Below are 14120 nucleotides of genomic sequence, written 5' to 3'. Positions count from 1 at the left end.
CCGCCCGGTCAGCGGGTCTTGCGCTCGACGCCGAGGCGGGTGCGGAGCAGTTCGCCCACCTCGGCGAAGGTGCGCAGCTGCTCCGGGGTCAGGATGTCGATCAGGTGGCGGCGCACCGATTCCACGTGGAGCGGGGCGGCCGTCATGATCGTGGTGACGCCCTGCTCGGTGAGCACCACCTCGGCTCCGCGCCCGTCGTCGGCCACCTCCTCGCGGCGGACGATGCCCCGCTGTTCCATGCGGGTGAGCTGGTGGGAGAGCCGGCTGCGGGACCACTGCATGAGGACGGCGAGGGCGCTGATGCGCATGCGGTGGCGGTCGGTGGAGCCGAGGACGGACAGGACGTCGTAGTCGGCTTCGGAGAGCCCGCCGGCCTGCTCTCCTATAGCGCGGGCGGCTCCGGCGGCGCCCCGGCCGGGCGGATGCTGCGGCCGGTGCTGGAGGCCGTCGGCATGGTGCCCGCCGAAGCCTCCGCGGCCGTCCCGGGCATCACCGGGCTGGTCACGGGCGACGGGTTCCGGGCCCCGGAGGGCCTCGCGGGCGAGCTCGCGGCCGTACTGGAGGAGCTCGCCGCCCTCGCGAGGACCCCGGTCAGCGCGTGACGAGGGCCCCCGTCAGGTGGTCGTACGCGGCGTGCGCGTGCAGCCGTACCCCCGTGAGCAGGGTGGCGTCGTCGGCGTAGAAGCCGGGGTGGTGGTTGCCCACCAGGCCGCGGCCGCCCGGGACGGGCACCGGTTCGCCGCTCGCCGGGTCCAGGGCGGTGTCCTGGACGCCGAGCATCACGTACAGCCCGCCGAAGCGGGTGATGAACTCGGAGACGTCGTCGTAGCCGAGCGTCCCCCCGACCTCGACGACCCGCTCCGCGCCCGCGACCCGGCGCAGGGTGGGCAGCGCGGCCTCCACCCAGGCCGCGTCGTTGTGCACGGCGGGCACGTCCTGGAGCAGTTCGACTGCCGCGCAGGCCCCGTAGGCCTCGGCGGTGTGCTCGGCCAGCACCGTCAGACGGCGTTTGACCTCGGGCATGTCCCGCTCCTCGGCGCAGCGGATCGTGCCCCACAGGGTGACCGTCTCGCCGATGACGTTGAACCGGCCGACGTCCTCGATGTGCCCGATGGAGACCGTGACCGGGGAGTACGCCGAGACCTGCCGGTAGAGCTGGCCGATCCCGGTGAGCAGCGCCCCGACGGCGGGCATCGGGTCGATGCCGTGCCAGGGGGACGAGGCGTGCGACTGCCTGCCGGTGACGGTGACGCGGACGAGGCAGGAGGCCCCGTACATCGGGCCCGGCTTGTAGCCGACCCAGCCCTTGGGGTGCGGGGTGACGTGCATGCCGAAGGCCATCGTGGGGACGGGGTCCGCGAAGGCCCCCTCGGCCACCATCAGGCGGGCCCCGCCCTCCTCGTCGACCGGCGGGCCCTCCTCGGCGGGCTGGAACACGAACAGCACCGATCCGGGCAGCCGTTCCCGTACGCCGGCCAGTGCGCGCGCGGCTCCGAGGAGCATCGCGGTGTGGCAGTCGTGGCCGCAGGCGTGCGAGGCCGCGCCGGTGGCGGCGAAGTCCGCGCCGCAGCGGTCGGGGACGGGCAGGGCGTCCATGTCGGCCCGCAGCGCCGCCACCCGGTCCCCGGGCAGGCCGCCGCGCAGCACCCCGACCACCCCGTGCCCGGCGATGCCGGTCCGCACCTCGTCGAGTCCGCATCCGGCGAGCTCCCGCGCCACGAGCCGCGCGGTGGCGGCCTCGCGGTTGGGCAGCTCGGGATTGCGGTGGAGATGACGGCGCCAGCCGATCACCTGCTCGACGCCCTCGTCACAGAGCCTGTCCAGCTCCTCGTGCACACCATGGGTCATACAGACGTTCTAGCCCATGTGCCGGTGCCCTCGGGCGCCCTTGCGCGAAGCAGGACAATGGACGGTGGCCGGGAAGCCCTTCCCGCGTTTTCCCACGAGTTCCCCCCGTCCACCAGGAGGACACGCATGGCAGAGCCCGAGCGGACCGAGCGCAGGCTGCGACCCGCGCAGTTGCTCTTCGAGCCGTCGGAGACCGTCACGGACCCGGAGCACTTCTTCGACCTCGAATCGATCGAGGACCCGCGGGAACTGCTGGCCCGGGCGACGGAACTGACCCTGGCCTTCCGGGCCGCCCAGGAGCGGGCGGTGGAGTTCCAGGCGGTGGCGGCGGCGCAGCTGGCGGATCCCCGGCGGTTCGACCGGCTGCCGGCGGCGGCGATCGCGGAGCAGGCCGAGTGGACCGAGGACTACGCCCGCAAGATGATCGAGTTCGGCGAGTCCCTGCTGCGCGGCGCCACGCCCGAGGGCGCGTGAGGGGCCGGGCGCAGGGGCGCCCGGATGCCGCGGTCTGAGGACACGCCCGCAGGACGCGCCCGGCCTCGACCCCTGGCATATGCGGGGCGCAACATACCCCAGTCCCACCCGGCCTGTCCCGGTTTCCCGTAACTCCCGGAGATCGGTTCGCTACCGCGGGTAGACCTGGACGCATGACGACGATGACCGGCTGCCCCGCGTTCGACCTGCGGACGACGACGACCGCCTCCGCGACCCACGTCACCCCGGCCGGCGCCGCCTGGCTGGCTTCGGCCTCCGCCCAGCCCGGAGGCACGCTGGCCGCCTGGCAGGCCCGGCCCACCGCGCCCGCCGTGCTGCCCTGCGGGACCGCCTTCGACGTCGTCAACGTCCCCCTCGTCCTCGGGCGCCGGATGCTCGACCTGCTGTGGGCCGAGGGCCCCGGTTCCGGGCCGGCCGCCGTGCACCGCGGGCGGACCCTGCTGTTCGCCGCGCCCGGCACGGCCCACCGCCTCCCGGCCCTGCTGGCCTGGGAGGAGTGGAGCACGCCCGTGCCCGCCCCGCTCTGCCACGGCCCCGGCGACGCCGTCACCGTGCCCCCGCTGGCCGCCGACGGGGGGCCCTCGCGGTGGCTCGTGGCGCCCGACGCGCGGCTGCCCTGGCTGCCCGGACCCGAGGCCCTGCTGTGGGCGTTCGTGCGTGCCACGCGAGCTGCGGATATCGATTTTTCCGATCGCCGCTCGGGGTGCTAATGTCTCTCTCGTCACCAAGCGCCGCTAGCTCAGTTGGTTAGAGCAGCTGACTCTTAATCAGCGGGTCCGGGGTTCGAGTCCCTGGCGGCGCACAGACGGAGAAAGGCCCCCACGCGAGTGGGGGCCTTTTTCGTGTCCCCGTTCCCTCTCCCCGCGCCCGGGCTCCTAGCGCGTGATCTTCACCGTGTACGCACCCGACTGCGTGCGGTCCGCCACCTCGATGGTGATGCCCTCGCCCGGGACGGTGAAGGTCTCCCCCACCTCCAGCGGGGCGTCCGCCAGCGGCGGGTACACCGACCGGTCCCAGCAGGCCTCGGTGCCGGGGTGCGCGTCCACGACCTCGATGGGCCCGCCGCCCGAGGCCGCCTCGTTGCGGACCCGGTAGACGAGGACCCCCTCGGTGCAGGTGTCCCCGTCGTTGCCGGCGGAGCCCCGCGCCTCGACGGCGATCGCGCTGCCGGGGCCCGTACGGACCACCGCCATCCGCGTGCCGCCCGTACCGCCCGGGCGCGGGGCCTCGGACAGCGGCTGGAGGGTGTGCAGGGAGGAGCCGGAGCCCACGCAGTCCACCTGGGAGGCGTCCAGCCAGCCGAGCTTCCACTTCTGCCAGGCGAAGAGGTCCGGGGCCATGCCGAACTGGCTGCCCATGACGTCCCAGTCGCCCACGTACGTGTCCCAGTCGCCCTTGCCGTCCGTGGGCCGGTGGTAGAGGTCGGGCAGGTCGAAGACGTGCCCGGTCTCGTGGGCCAGCACGTTGCGGTCCGGCGGGTGCTTCTCGAAGACCGTGACGATGCGGCGCAGGTCGGCGCCGTCCGCCCGGAGCGGCTGCTCGAAGTTGACGACCTTGGTGGCGTCGGAGTCGACTCCGGGCGCGTCCGGGTCGGCGACGAAGTAGACGACGTCGTACTGGCTGAAGTCCACTGACGGGTCCGCTCCGGCCACCGCGTCGCGCAGGTAGGCGGCCCGGTCGGCCGGGGCCCAGTCGCGCTGTATCCCGTAGGCGACCGAAGGCTTCGGCATCTGGATCCACCGCTTCTGCGGGTGCGGGACCAGCCGGAAGCGGCCGTAGGAGGCCCGCTCGAAGAATTCGCTGGTCGCCGGGAAGTAGTCGGCGGTGAGCGCCTCGGTGGTGAGCGTGGTGCGGTGATCGGGGAAGGAGAGGAAGACCATGACCGCGTTGAGGGTGCGCTCGGGCTTGGGGTAGGCGCCGTTCCAGCTGTCCAGACCCAGGGAGTGGTGCGCCGCGGTACGGGTCAGCGCGCAGGGTCCGGCTCCGGGGGCGGCGACCGCGGGTCCCGCGACGAGCGACATGGCGGCGAGCGCCGTCAGGGAGGTGAGCGCCGCCGCCGTGGTTCGCATGCGGGAGCGGTCCACTCCCCCGGGTGTCTGCTGTCGCGGCACATCGACCTCCGGTGGTGGATTGGTCCCTCTTCATCCACCTTGGGGCGATTGTCTTACTAATGCCCTGTTCCGCTGCCCCACACGAGTGAGCACTAGGGCAAGCCGGTGACGCCGGGTTTCGCACATGCGCCTACGGAAAGTCACGACCGATCAGGTCGGGTCAGCGGTGGGCGCCGGATGCTCACAGCCGCGCGGAAACGATCATTCGCCGTCAGGCCGACGAACCGTCATCACGCCGAACTCCCGCGTCCCGCACGGCGTCGCCGCTGGATAGGGCCGTACGGGAACCTCTATGATCGGCACACTTTCCTGCACGGACACTCACACGCACTGCGGGAGCCAACGGTGAGCGGAACCCCAGATGGACCCGGTTCGGCGGCCGACGGCATCCGACCGGCCATGACGCAGCGTCACCCGGCGACGCCGGCGGCGACGGCAACTCCGGACCGCGACGACCACCGCGACGACCACCGGGCGGATCACCAGGCGGATCACCGGGCCGACTACCGGGCCGCCTTCAACGCGGCCCACCTCCCCATGGCCGTCGTCGACCGCACCGGCCACATCGCCGGAGCCAACCAGGCCCTCGCCGCGCTCCTCGGCTCCGAGCCGCACCTCCTCGCCGGGCAGTCCGCCGCCGACCTGGTCGACCTGGCCTCCGAGGCCCGGACCTGGCACGCCTACCAGGAGGTGCTGCGCGGCCGGCAGGCCCGGCTCCGCTGCACCCGCCGGCTCAAGCACCCCGACGGGCACTCCCTGTGGACCGAGATCACCCTCGGCCCCGTCCCCGGCACCGACGCCGGTGACGTGCTGCTCTCCGTGGCCGACATCAGCGACCGGCGCGACCTCCAGGCCCGGCTGCGCCACCTCCAGATGCACGATCCGGTGACCCGCCTCGCCAACCGGGCGCTGTTCTTCGAACGGCTCTCCGCCGCCCTGGAGGCCTCCTCGTACGGGCAGAGCGGCACGGGCCGGATCGGGCTCTGCTACCTGGACCTCGACGGGTTCAAGGCCGTCAACGACACCCTCGGCCACCGGGTCGGCGACCGGCTGCTGACCGCCGTCGCCCAGCGGCTCACCCAGTGCGCCGACCAGTCCGGCTACGGGCGCACCGGCGGCCACCTGGTGGCCCGGCTCGGCGGCGACGAGTTCGCCCTGCTGGTCGAGGAGTCCACCGGCACCGAGCAGCTCGCGGACCTGGCGCGCAGCGTCCTGGCCGCCGTCCAGGAGCCCTTCGACCTGGCCGGCCAGCGGCTCTCGGTCTCCGCCTCGATCGGGGTGGTGGAGCGGGCGGCCGCCGGGACCTCGGCGACCGGCCTGATGCAGGCCGCGGACACGACGCTCTACTGGGCCAAGGCCGACGGCAAGGCCCGCTGGACCCTCTTCGACCCGGAGCGCAACGCCCACCGCATGACCCGCCAGGCCCTGTCCTCGACGCTGCGGCCGGCCGTGGAGCGCGGGGAGTTCGCCGTGGAGTACCAGCCGCTGGTGGATCTGGAGAGCGGGGCGGTGCGCGGGGTGGAGGCCCTGGTGCGCTGGAACCACCCGCAGTTCGGCCTGCTGACGCCGAATCGGTTCATCGGAATTGCCGAAGAGGACGGCTCCATCGTCCAGTTGGGCCGCTGGGTCCTGCAGACCGCCTGCCGGCAGGCCCGGCGCTGGCAGATCGAGCAGCCCAGCGACTCCCCCGTCTTCGTCTCCGTCAACGTGGCCGTCCGCCAGGTCTGGGACTCCGACCTGGTCGGCGACGTGGCCGAGATCCTCGCGGAGACCGGCCTGGCCCCCCAGCTCCTGCAGCTCGAACTGACGGAGTCCGCCGTCATGGGCTCGGCGGGCCGGCCCCTCCAGGCCCTCCAGGCGCTGAGCGACATGGGGGTGCGGATCGCCATCGACGATTTCGGCACCGGCTACTCGAACCTGGCCTACCTCAGCCGTCTGCCCGTCTCCGTCCTCAAACTGGACGGCTCCTTCGTCCGCGGCTTCCGCTACGAGGAGGGCTCCCACCCGAACCCGGCCGACGAGACCATCGTCGAAGCACTGGTGCAGCTCGCGCACCGGCTGGGCCTGACGGTGACTGCCGAATGCGTGGAGACCGCCGGCCAGGCGGCCCGCCTGCGACGTGTCGGCTGCGACACCGGCCAGGGCTGGCTGTACTCCCGGGCGGTGCCCCCGGAGGCGATCGCCGCCATCATCAGCCGCCAGGCGGCCACGGGTCCCGCCCAGCCGGAGGGGCCCGCGCCGCATCCGGAGGTCTGACGGGTCAGAGACTCCGGACGAAGTCTCCGAAGGCCTCGGGGGCGACGGTGAAGGCGGGGCCGTCGGGGTTCTTGGAGTCCCGGACGGCCACGCGGCAGGGCTGGGCGGCGATCTCGACGCAGTCGCCGCCGTTGGATCCGCTGTACGAAGCCTTGCGCCAGGCGACGTTACCGAGCGGGGCGCACTCGACGCAGTCACCGCCGGTCCCACCGCTGTAAGTGGACTTACGCCACCTCGCGCCCGTCAGGTCCTGCATGGTCCCCATAACGTTCCTCCCGTACGCGAGCGATCAATGCAGCCGAATCCTCAATGGAGAGTGCTGCGGCCTGTAGATGATCGTAGCGATGAGCACAGTCTCCGGCCGTTTCGGGATTCGCCGTGACATTGGCCGAGTCATAGCTCTCGGCGTAGACGATATCCGGGTCGTGGTCGAACCGGAGGACGTTGAACGCCCCGACTGTAGCGGGGTGTTGCCCGGCACTGAACGGGAGAATCTGGATCCCCACTTCACGCCGATGCTGGAACTCCAGCAGTCGGTCCAGCTGTTCCCGCATGGTTCGGTGGCCGCCGAAGGGCCGATGTAGAACCGCCTCGTCCAGGATCACCCAGACAAGGGGCGGACGCTCCCTTTGCAGAATGCGCTGCCGCTCCATCCTCGCGGCCACTGCCTCGTCGAGCTTCTCGCCCCACCCTGCCAGCAGGACTGCCCGTGCGTACGCCTCGGTCTGCAAGAGTCCGTAGACCAACTGCGGCTGGAACGAGGAGATGTGCGTCGCCCGCACCTCCATCTCCGCGTACGCCTGGAACCAGTGCGGCAGTTGGCTCCGCAGGACCAGCCCCACCAGCCGGGAGAAGTGCCCGTCAGTACCCAGCGCAGCATCGAGCCGCTCCGAGAAGTCCCGGGTCGGCACCCGTTTCGTGTTCTCGATCATGCCGATCAGCGAGCCCGAGCAGTAGATGATGTCGCCCAGTTGCTGCTGCTTCAGCCCGGCCGCCTCTCTCAGGCGGCACAGCTCGTAGGCGTAGTACTCCAGCGGCGAGGCGCTGGGATCGAGAGCGCGGACGTTGACCACGGGAATGGTCACCCCCATGAGGACGCGTGCGGATCCATCTCGTCGCCGAGCGTAGCGACCACCGCACGTACCGGTACGGGGAATCCGGCAAACGGTGCCCTGTCCATCCGGCTGGCACCCCTTCCCATGCGGGCGGGCGCCGGATGGCCGGCGGCCCCCGGCCGTTCCTAGCCTCGGTTCATGATCTCTCGTCGTTCCTGGCTCTCAACTGCCGTGCTGGCCCTGGCCGTCTCCTCCCTCTCCCCCGTCGCGGCCTCGGCCGCGCCGGCTCCCTCCGATGCGGCCCGGTCCCTCCAGCGTGACGCCGACGCCCTGCGGGACACCGGGGTCACCGGGGTCGCGGTCCGGCTGGACACCCCGCGGGGGACGGTCACCGCCCGCTCCGGGGTGGCGGACCTGGACACGCGGCGTCCGGTTCCGCAGGACGGGTACCTGCGGCTGGGCAGTACCACCAAGACGTTCGTCGCCACCGTCGTGCTGCAACTGGTGGGCGAGAAGCGGCTCTCCCTCGACCGGACGGTGGAGGAACTGCTGCCCGGGGTCGTGACCGGCGCCGGCAACGACGGCCGGACCATCACCCTGCGCGATCTGCTGCGGCACACCAGCGGCCTGCCCGAGTACATCTCCGACGTCTTCCCCGAGGCAAGCGCGGAGACCTACCTGGCCAACCGGTGGCGCGCCTACTCGCCCGAGGAGCTGGTGGCCCTGGCCCTGCGCCACGAGCCCGTCTTCCCGGCGGGCACCCGCTGGGAGTACTCCAACACGAACTACGTGCTCGCCGGGATGATCATCAAGAAGGTCACGGGCCACACCTGGGAGCAGGAGGTCCACGACCGCATCCTGCGCCCGCTCGGCCTGCGGCACACCGCGACCCCCGGCACGTCGCCGTTCCTTCCGGGTCCGCACGCGGCCAACTACCAGCAGTTCGCCCCGGACGGCCCGCTGGTCGACACCACGATCCCCTACCGCCCCTTCGACAGCGGGGCCGACGGCTCGATGACCGGCACGGCCCGCGATCTCAACCGCTTCTTCGCCGCGCTGGCACGGGGAGAACTGCTGGCCCCCGCCGAACTCGCCGCCATGCGCGACACCGTGCCGGTGGGGCCGGACAGCGGTCACCCGGAGGGCACCCGGGACGGCCTGGGCCTGTTCTTCACGCCCCTGTCCTGCGGCGGCGGCTACCTCGGGCACGGCGGAAACGGCTTCGGATACGAACTCCAGGCGGCGACGACCACGGACGGGCGCCGCACCGTGACGGTCTCCGCGCACAGCCGCTCCGCGGACCCGGGGGTCGCGGCCCGCCAGGAGGACGCGGTGCGCGGACTCATCGACCGCGCCCTGTGCGGACGGGGCTGACAACACGACAGCCCCCGCACCCTGGGAGGGGAGTGCGGGGGCTGCCGGCCGCTCGGCGCGGGGTGGGGGGAATCAGCAGGCGCCGAGGTCCTTCCAGACACCCCATTCACCGGTGGTGCCGGGCACCTCGTTCTGCGTCCACCACTGGGCCTTGTACTTGCGGCCGTTGTACGAGACCTCGCTGCCGCCGGTGTAGACGGTGCCCGCGACGTAGGCCGGAGCGGTGCAGCCCGCGGGCGGCGTCGTCGGAGGCGTGGTCGGCGGGGTCGTCGGAGGCGTCGTGGGCGGGGTGGTCGGAGGCGTGGTCGGCGGGGTGGTCGGCGGCTGGGTGGTTCCGCCGAGGGAGTCCGAGATCTGGTTCAGCAGGGTCGCGTTGGCGTCCAGGCCGAGCAGGGAGTACATCATCGCGCCGGCCAGGCCGCGCTGCTTGCCGTAGTCGACCCGGGCCTGGATGGACTTCTGGTTGAGGCCGGTGAAGAACTCGCCGTCCTTGAAGAAGTACGAGGCCTTGGCCTGGTCGTCCCAGAAGGTGGTCGCCGGGTTGTCGACGATGCCGCCGAGCTCCTTGTAGAGCGCGATGCCGGCCTGCTGGCTGGTCGGACGCGCCGTGGAGGCCTGGGTGGCGGGCTGGGCGAGACCGTTGGTGGTGCCGGGCTGCACGCCCTTCCAGCCGCGGTAGTAGAACTCGTAGCCCAGGGTCAGCTTGTTGGCGGGGAAGCCGCCGGTGATGCCGTAGGCGGCGTTGCCGTCGATCCAGGAGTCGATGGCGTTCTTGATGCTGTACTTCTGCGTGCCCGGGGCGATCGCGTCGGTCGGGTCGGACGCCGAGTTCTGCAGCGGGGACTGGTGGTACGTCGGACCGTCCGCGTCCCAGGCGCCGTGCATGTCGTACGTCATGATGTTCGCGTAGTCGAGGTACGCGCCGATCTTGTCCGTCTCGATGTACTTGATCTTGTCCTGGCCGGCCGGGAGGGCCGAGGTCAGCAGGTACTTCTTGCCGCCGTTGGCCGCGCCGTAGGCGTCGAGCTGCTGGCGGAACTCCTTGAGCAGGAGCGTGAAGTTCTGCTTGTCCTCGGGGGCGTAGTGGTTGCCGAGGTGGCCGCCGGACGAGCCCGGGTACTCCCAGTCGATGTCGATGCCGTCGAAGATGCCGGCCGCGCTGCCCGCGCCGCCGTAGCCGCCCTCGACGGGCAGGTTGCCCTTGATGTACTGGTCGATGCAGGAGGAGACGAGCTTCTTGCGGGAGGCGTCGGTCTTGGCCGCGTCGCTGAAGTACTTCGAGTAGCTCCAGCCACCGATCGAGATGTTGATCTTCAGGTTCGGGTACTTGGCCTTGAGCTGCTTGAACTGGTTGAAGACACCGACGATCGGCTGGTCCCACTTGTCGGCGACGCCGCTGACGCTGTCGGCCGCGCTGAAGGACTTCTGGTAGTCGGCGTACGAGTCGCCCGCGCCGTCACCGGCGTTGGGGTTGTTGTCGTCACCCGCCGCCTTGTTCGCCTCGAAACAGGTGAGGTTGGTGGGGTGGATGTTGCCGAACGAGTAGTTGATGACGTCCAACTTGCTCGCTATGCCACGGGTGTCGAGGTGCTTGGGGTAGAAGGCGTTCCCGTACACGGACCACTGGTCGTAGTAGGCGATCTTGACGTTGCCGGCCGTCGCGGTGGTCCCGGCCTCGGCGGCCGAGGCTGTGGTGAGTCCCGCGAAGGCGGCCAGCGTGCCGCCGGCCAGCGCGGCCGTGGCGGCGGCCGCGATGAGGGATTTACGGATGTGCATGAACTGCCTCCGGGGGGTGGGAGGGGAAGGCAAGACTTCAGGTGGGGATAGTGATAGCGATCACTCCGGTCCCGAGTCAATGGTTTGGACCAAAGAAGGACTAGACCACTCACCGGCCAGAACCCCACGTCAGCGGGGTGGACCCCCACCAGAAATCGCCCGCCACCCATCGTGACGAGCGACTTAAGGCTGCCTTCATTCACCCTCCGGCAAGGTTTCAGCAACAAACCAGCCAAACTCCGGATCAGGGCCCCGGGCCTCCCCCGCGCGGGTGCTCGCTAGGCTCGCGCCATGGCCAACGATCCCGGTTTCACCTGCACATGCTGCGGCGACCACCACGCAGAACTCCCCCTGAGCTACTCGGCCATGGCCCCCGACGCGTGGGATCCCGCCTTCGAGAGCGATCCCGACAGCACGCTGTCGTCCGACCAGTGCGTGATCAAGGGGCAGCACTTCTTCATCAGGGGGCTGATCGAGATACCCGTGATCGGCAGCCGGGACGTCTTCTCCTGGGGCGTCTGGGTCTCCCTGAGCAGGGAGAACTACGCCCACGCCGCCGAGGCGCGGAACACGGGGGGCCGCGCGGGCGCGAAGCCGTACTTCGGCTGGCTGAGCACCGAACTCGCTCTCTACTCCGAGGGCACCATCGACCTGAAGACCAACGCCCACACCCGGGCGGCCGGCCGGCGGCCCTTCATCGAGCTGGAGCCCACCGACCACCCCCTCGCCGTCGAACAGCGCACCGGGATCACCCTGGACCGCGTGCGCGAGATCGCCGCGGCGGTGCTGCATCCGGCCTGACCCGCCGGCCGCCCGGGCTCAGGCGCCGAGGTGCGGCATGCCGTACGCGTCCGCGACCAGTCCGTACGAGCGCAAACGGCTCTCCCCGTCGTGGGCATTGGCCGTGAGCATCAGTTCGTCCGCTCCGGTCAGCTTCGCGAGGGCGTCCAGGCCCGTGGTGACCTCGTCGGGGGTGCCGTGGACCACGCCCGCGAGGCGGTCGTCCACGAACTCCCGCTCCAGCGGCGTGTACGGGTACGCCGCCGCCTCCTCGGGCGTCGGGACCAGCCCGGGGCGTCCGCTGCGCAGCCGGAGCATGGACAGCGCGCCGGTCAGCACCTGCGCGCGGGCCTCCTCGGCGGTGTCGGCGGCGAGGGCCGCGACGCCGATGACGGCGTACGGGGCGTCCAGGACCGCCGAGGGGCGGAAGGACTGCCGGTAGAGGTCGAGGGCGGGCAGGGTCCCGGCCGGGGAGAAGTGGTGTGCGTAGGCGAAGGGCAGCCCGAGTCCGCCGGCGAGGCGGGCGCTGAAGCCGGAGGAGCCGAGCAGCCAGATGGGCGGCCGCCCGGCGGGGCCCTGTACGGGGCCCGGCACGGCGTGCACGCGGGCGTACGGGTGCCCGTCGGGGAAGTCGTCGTCGAGGAAGCGGATCAGCTCCGCGAGCTGCCGGGGGAACTCGTCCACGGCCTCGTCACGGCGCCCGGGCCCGCGCAGGGCGGCGGCCGTCTGCCCGTCGGTGCCGGGAGCGCGGCCGAGACCGAGGTCGATCCGGGCCGGGGCCAGGGCCTCCAGCGTGCCGAACTGCTCGGCGACGGCGAGCGGGGCGTGGTTGGGCAGCATGACCCCGCCCGAGCCGAGCCGGATCCGGGAGGTGTGGGCGGCGAGGTGGGCCAGGATCACGGCCGGGGAGGAACTGGCGACCCCGGGCATCGAGTGGTGTTCGGCGACCCAGTGGCGGTGGTAGCCGCGGGATTCGGCAAGCCGGGCGATGTCGACGCTGGTGCGCAGGGAGGCGTACGCGGTGCTGCCGGCGCCCACGGTGACGAGGTCGAGCACCGAGAGCGGCACCGGCGCGCGGCCGTGAGCCGTGCCGCGGATTCCGTCACCGGTTCCGGTCGCGGCTTCCGGGCCGTCGGTGCCCGGCCGCCGTCCCGCGCCTCCCAGATCACTGAGCTCACTCATCGTCTCTCCCGCTCCGCTCGCCCGTCCGTCCTCGTCCGTACGAAGAATCCGAACCGCGCGGCGGGTCCGGGCATTCCCGGCACTCTCGGACACCGGCCTTGACCTTGGCATATGCCAATGGAGTAGATCCAGGCAGAGCGGCGTAATCGAGCCATCAATCTCCTCAACAGGCGCTCCACACGGGCCTCTTGATGGCTATCGTGTGAGAGCAAGCGGTAACAACCTGCTAGGGGGAAACCGTGGCGCTGAAGCCCGAGCCGACCGCGCCGTTCCACTCGGTGCAGTACGCCCTGCGCGTACTCGAAACGGTCGCCCGCCATACCGGCGGCGTGACCGACGTACAGATCGCGCGTGAGACCGGCCTGCCCGCGGTCCATCTCGCCCCCATGCTCCTCATGCTGCGCCGGGAGGGGTACGTACTGCAGGTGTCCGACGGCGCCTACGCCATCGGGGACTCCCTCGTGCTGCTCGGCTCCGGAGTCGACCGCCAGCAGGCACTTCAGGACAAACTCCAGGACACCCTGGACCGGCTGCGGGACTCCGTCGGCGCCGCGGTCTACATCAGCCGGTACGTGGACGGCGAGGTCCGGATCACCCAGTTCGCGGACAGCCCGCGCACCCCCAAGGTCCACGAGTGGGTCGACTTCCGCTCGGCGGCGCACGCCAGCGCGGTCGGCAAGTGCCTGCTGACCCAGCTCGACCTGGACGGACGGCGCGACCACCTGTCCCGGCACAAGATCGCGCGGCTGACGTCGAAGACCATCGTGAACGAGCGGATCCTGTTCTCGAAGCTGGACAGTCAGCCGGCCACGGTGCCCACGCTCGACCTGCAGGAATACGCCGTCGGCACGGTCTGCGCGGCCGTCCCGATCACGGCGGGAGCCTCGGTGGGCTGCCTGGCCCTGTCGCTGCCCGTGGAGCACGCCCACCGCCTGCGGGCCGCCGCCGACGTGCTGAACCGCAAGGCCGCGCCGCTGCTGCTGTCGCTCACCCTCTGAGCGGGGGCGGGGCGGGGGCGGGGGCGGGCGCGTAGGCCCTGCGGCCCGGCCCGGCCCGGCCCGGAAAACACTTCGGGCGGCTCCCGGTGAAACCGGAAACCGCCCGAAGGACAGGTGCGCCGCCAGGGACTCGAACCCCGGACCCGCTGATTAAGAGTCAGCTGCTCTAACCAACTGAGCTAGCGGCGCCTGCTGACAGAGAAAATACTACCTGCTCCTCCGGAGTGCTCAAAACCGCTTCCGGC

13 protein-coding genes, 2 tRNA genes and 1 pseudogene are annotated in these 14120 nt (G+C 71.5%); 8 read left to right on the top strand and 8 right to left on the bottom strand.

Annotated features, from left to right (window positions below; all coding sequences use genetic code 11):
* Positions 1 to 8: 8 nt before the first annotated feature.
* Positions 9 to 308: a MarR family winged helix-turn-helix transcriptional regulator gene (locus ACWCP2_RS08105; RefSeq protein WP_450907738.1), complete on the bottom strand. Its 300-nt coding sequence runs from the start codon at positions 306 to 308 to the stop codon at positions 9 to 11.
* 3 nt (positions 309 to 311) lie between these two features.
* On the opposite strand from ACWCP2_RS08105, the gene ACWCP2_RS08100 reads away from it, so the two are divergent.
* Positions 312 to 602 carry a hypothetical protein gene (locus ACWCP2_RS08100; RefSeq protein ID WP_450907737.1) on the top strand — a complete coding sequence of 97 codons (291 nt, stop codon included), beginning with the start codon at positions 312 to 314 and terminating at the stop codon, positions 600 to 602.
* Here the strand turns inward: ACWCP2_RS08100 and ACWCP2_RS08095 are convergent.
* Positions 592 to 1848 (bottom strand): amidohydrolase, encoded by a 1257-nt coding sequence (locus ACWCP2_RS08095; protein WP_450907736.1) that lies wholly within the window; start codon positions 1846 to 1848, stop codon positions 592 to 594. The genes ACWCP2_RS08100 and ACWCP2_RS08095 overlap by 11 nt on opposite strands.
* Positions 1849 to 1974: 126 nt before the next feature.
* Between ACWCP2_RS08095 and ACWCP2_RS08090 the strand changes: the two genes are divergently transcribed.
* From ACWCP2_RS08090 to ACWCP2_RS08080, 3 genes and pseudogenes are all read left to right on the top strand, one after another.
* Complete coding sequence (locus tag ACWCP2_RS08090) at positions 1975 to 2322, top strand: hypothetical protein (RefSeq protein ID WP_450907735.1); 348 nt, start codon at positions 1975 to 1977, stop codon at positions 2320 to 2322.
* Between the two features lie 182 nt (positions 2323 to 2504).
* A pseudogene (locus tag ACWCP2_RS08085) lies at positions 2505 to 3081 on the top strand (bifunctional DNA primase/polymerase).
* A tRNA-Lys gene (locus tag ACWCP2_RS08080) sits at positions 3072 to 3145 on the top strand. The pseudogene ACWCP2_RS08085 and the gene ACWCP2_RS08080 overlap by 10 nt, the downstream one beginning before the upstream one ends.
* Before the next feature lie 73 nt (positions 3146 to 3218).
* Here ACWCP2_RS08080 and ACWCP2_RS08075 read toward each other — a convergent pair.
* Entirely contained in the window at positions 3219 to 4412 is a 1194-nt protein-coding gene (locus ACWCP2_RS08075; protein WP_450907734.1) for a M6 family metalloprotease domain-containing protein, read from the bottom strand.
* A 441-nt stretch (positions 4413 to 4853) separates the two neighbouring features.
* On the opposite strand from ACWCP2_RS08075, the gene ACWCP2_RS08070 reads away from it, so the two are divergent.
* Complete coding sequence (locus ACWCP2_RS08070; protein ID WP_450907733.1) at positions 4854 to 6710, top strand: putative bifunctional diguanylate cyclase/phosphodiesterase; 1857 nt, start codon at positions 4854 to 4856, stop codon at positions 6708 to 6710.
* A 4-nt stretch (positions 6711 to 6714) separates the two neighbouring features.
* Here the strand turns inward: ACWCP2_RS08070 and ACWCP2_RS08065 are convergent, their stop codons facing one another.
* Positions 6715 to 6975 carry a DUF397 domain-containing protein gene (locus tag ACWCP2_RS08065; RefSeq protein ID WP_450907732.1) on the bottom strand — a complete coding sequence of 87 codons (261 nt, stop codon included), beginning with the start codon at positions 6973 to 6975 and terminating at the stop codon, positions 6715 to 6717.
* Positions 6935 to 7783 carry a helix-turn-helix domain-containing protein gene (locus ACWCP2_RS08060; RefSeq protein ID WP_450907794.1) on the bottom strand — a complete coding sequence of 283 codons (849 nt, stop codon included), beginning with the start codon at positions 7781 to 7783 and terminating at the stop codon, positions 6935 to 6937. The genes ACWCP2_RS08065 and ACWCP2_RS08060 overlap by 41 nt, the downstream gene beginning before the upstream one ends.
* Before the next feature lie 180 nt (positions 7784 to 7963).
* On the opposite strand from ACWCP2_RS08060, the gene ACWCP2_RS08055 reads away from it, so the two are divergent.
* On the top strand, positions 7964 to 9139 hold the full coding sequence (locus ACWCP2_RS08055) for a serine hydrolase domain-containing protein (protein ID WP_450907731.1): 1176 nt from the start codon (positions 7964 to 7966) through the stop codon (positions 9137 to 9139).
* Between the two features lie 72 nt (positions 9140 to 9211).
* Here the strand turns inward: ACWCP2_RS08055 and ACWCP2_RS08050 are convergent, their stop codons facing one another.
* Positions 9212 to 10915, bottom strand: a complete 1704-nt coding sequence (locus ACWCP2_RS08050; RefSeq protein ID WP_450907730.1) for a glycosyl hydrolase family 18 protein — start codon at positions 10913 to 10915, stop codon at positions 9212 to 9214.
* A 291-nt stretch (positions 10916 to 11206) separates the two neighbouring features.
* Between ACWCP2_RS08050 and ACWCP2_RS08045 the strand changes: the two genes are divergently transcribed.
* On the top strand, positions 11207 to 11716 hold the full coding sequence (locus ACWCP2_RS08045; protein WP_450907729.1) for a DUF2199 domain-containing protein: 510 nt from the start codon (positions 11207 to 11209) through the stop codon (positions 11714 to 11716).
* Positions 11717 to 11734: 18 nt separating this feature from the next.
* On the opposite strand, the gene ACWCP2_RS08040 is transcribed toward ACWCP2_RS08045, so the two are convergent.
* Positions 11735 to 12877 (bottom strand): LLM class flavin-dependent oxidoreductase, encoded by a 1143-nt coding sequence (locus tag ACWCP2_RS08040; protein WP_450907728.1) that lies wholly within the window; start codon positions 12875 to 12877, stop codon positions 11735 to 11737.
* A gap of 239 nt (positions 12878 to 13116) precedes the next feature.
* Between ACWCP2_RS08040 and ACWCP2_RS08035 the strand changes: the two genes are divergently transcribed.
* On the top strand, positions 13117 to 13875 hold the full coding sequence (locus ACWCP2_RS08035; protein ID WP_243337173.1) for an IclR family transcriptional regulator: 759 nt from the start codon (positions 13117 to 13119) through the stop codon (positions 13873 to 13875).
* Between the two features lie 115 nt (positions 13876 to 13990).
* Here the strand turns inward: ACWCP2_RS08035 and ACWCP2_RS08030 are convergent.
* A tRNA-Lys gene (locus ACWCP2_RS08030) sits at positions 13991 to 14064 on the bottom strand.
* Between the last annotated feature and the right edge of the window lie 56 nt (positions 14065 to 14120).

The organism is Streptomyces sp. NPDC002104 (assembly GCF_053593795.1).
Note: the sequence above shows the minus strand (reverse complement) of the source record. Positions and strands in the feature narration are given on the sequence as shown.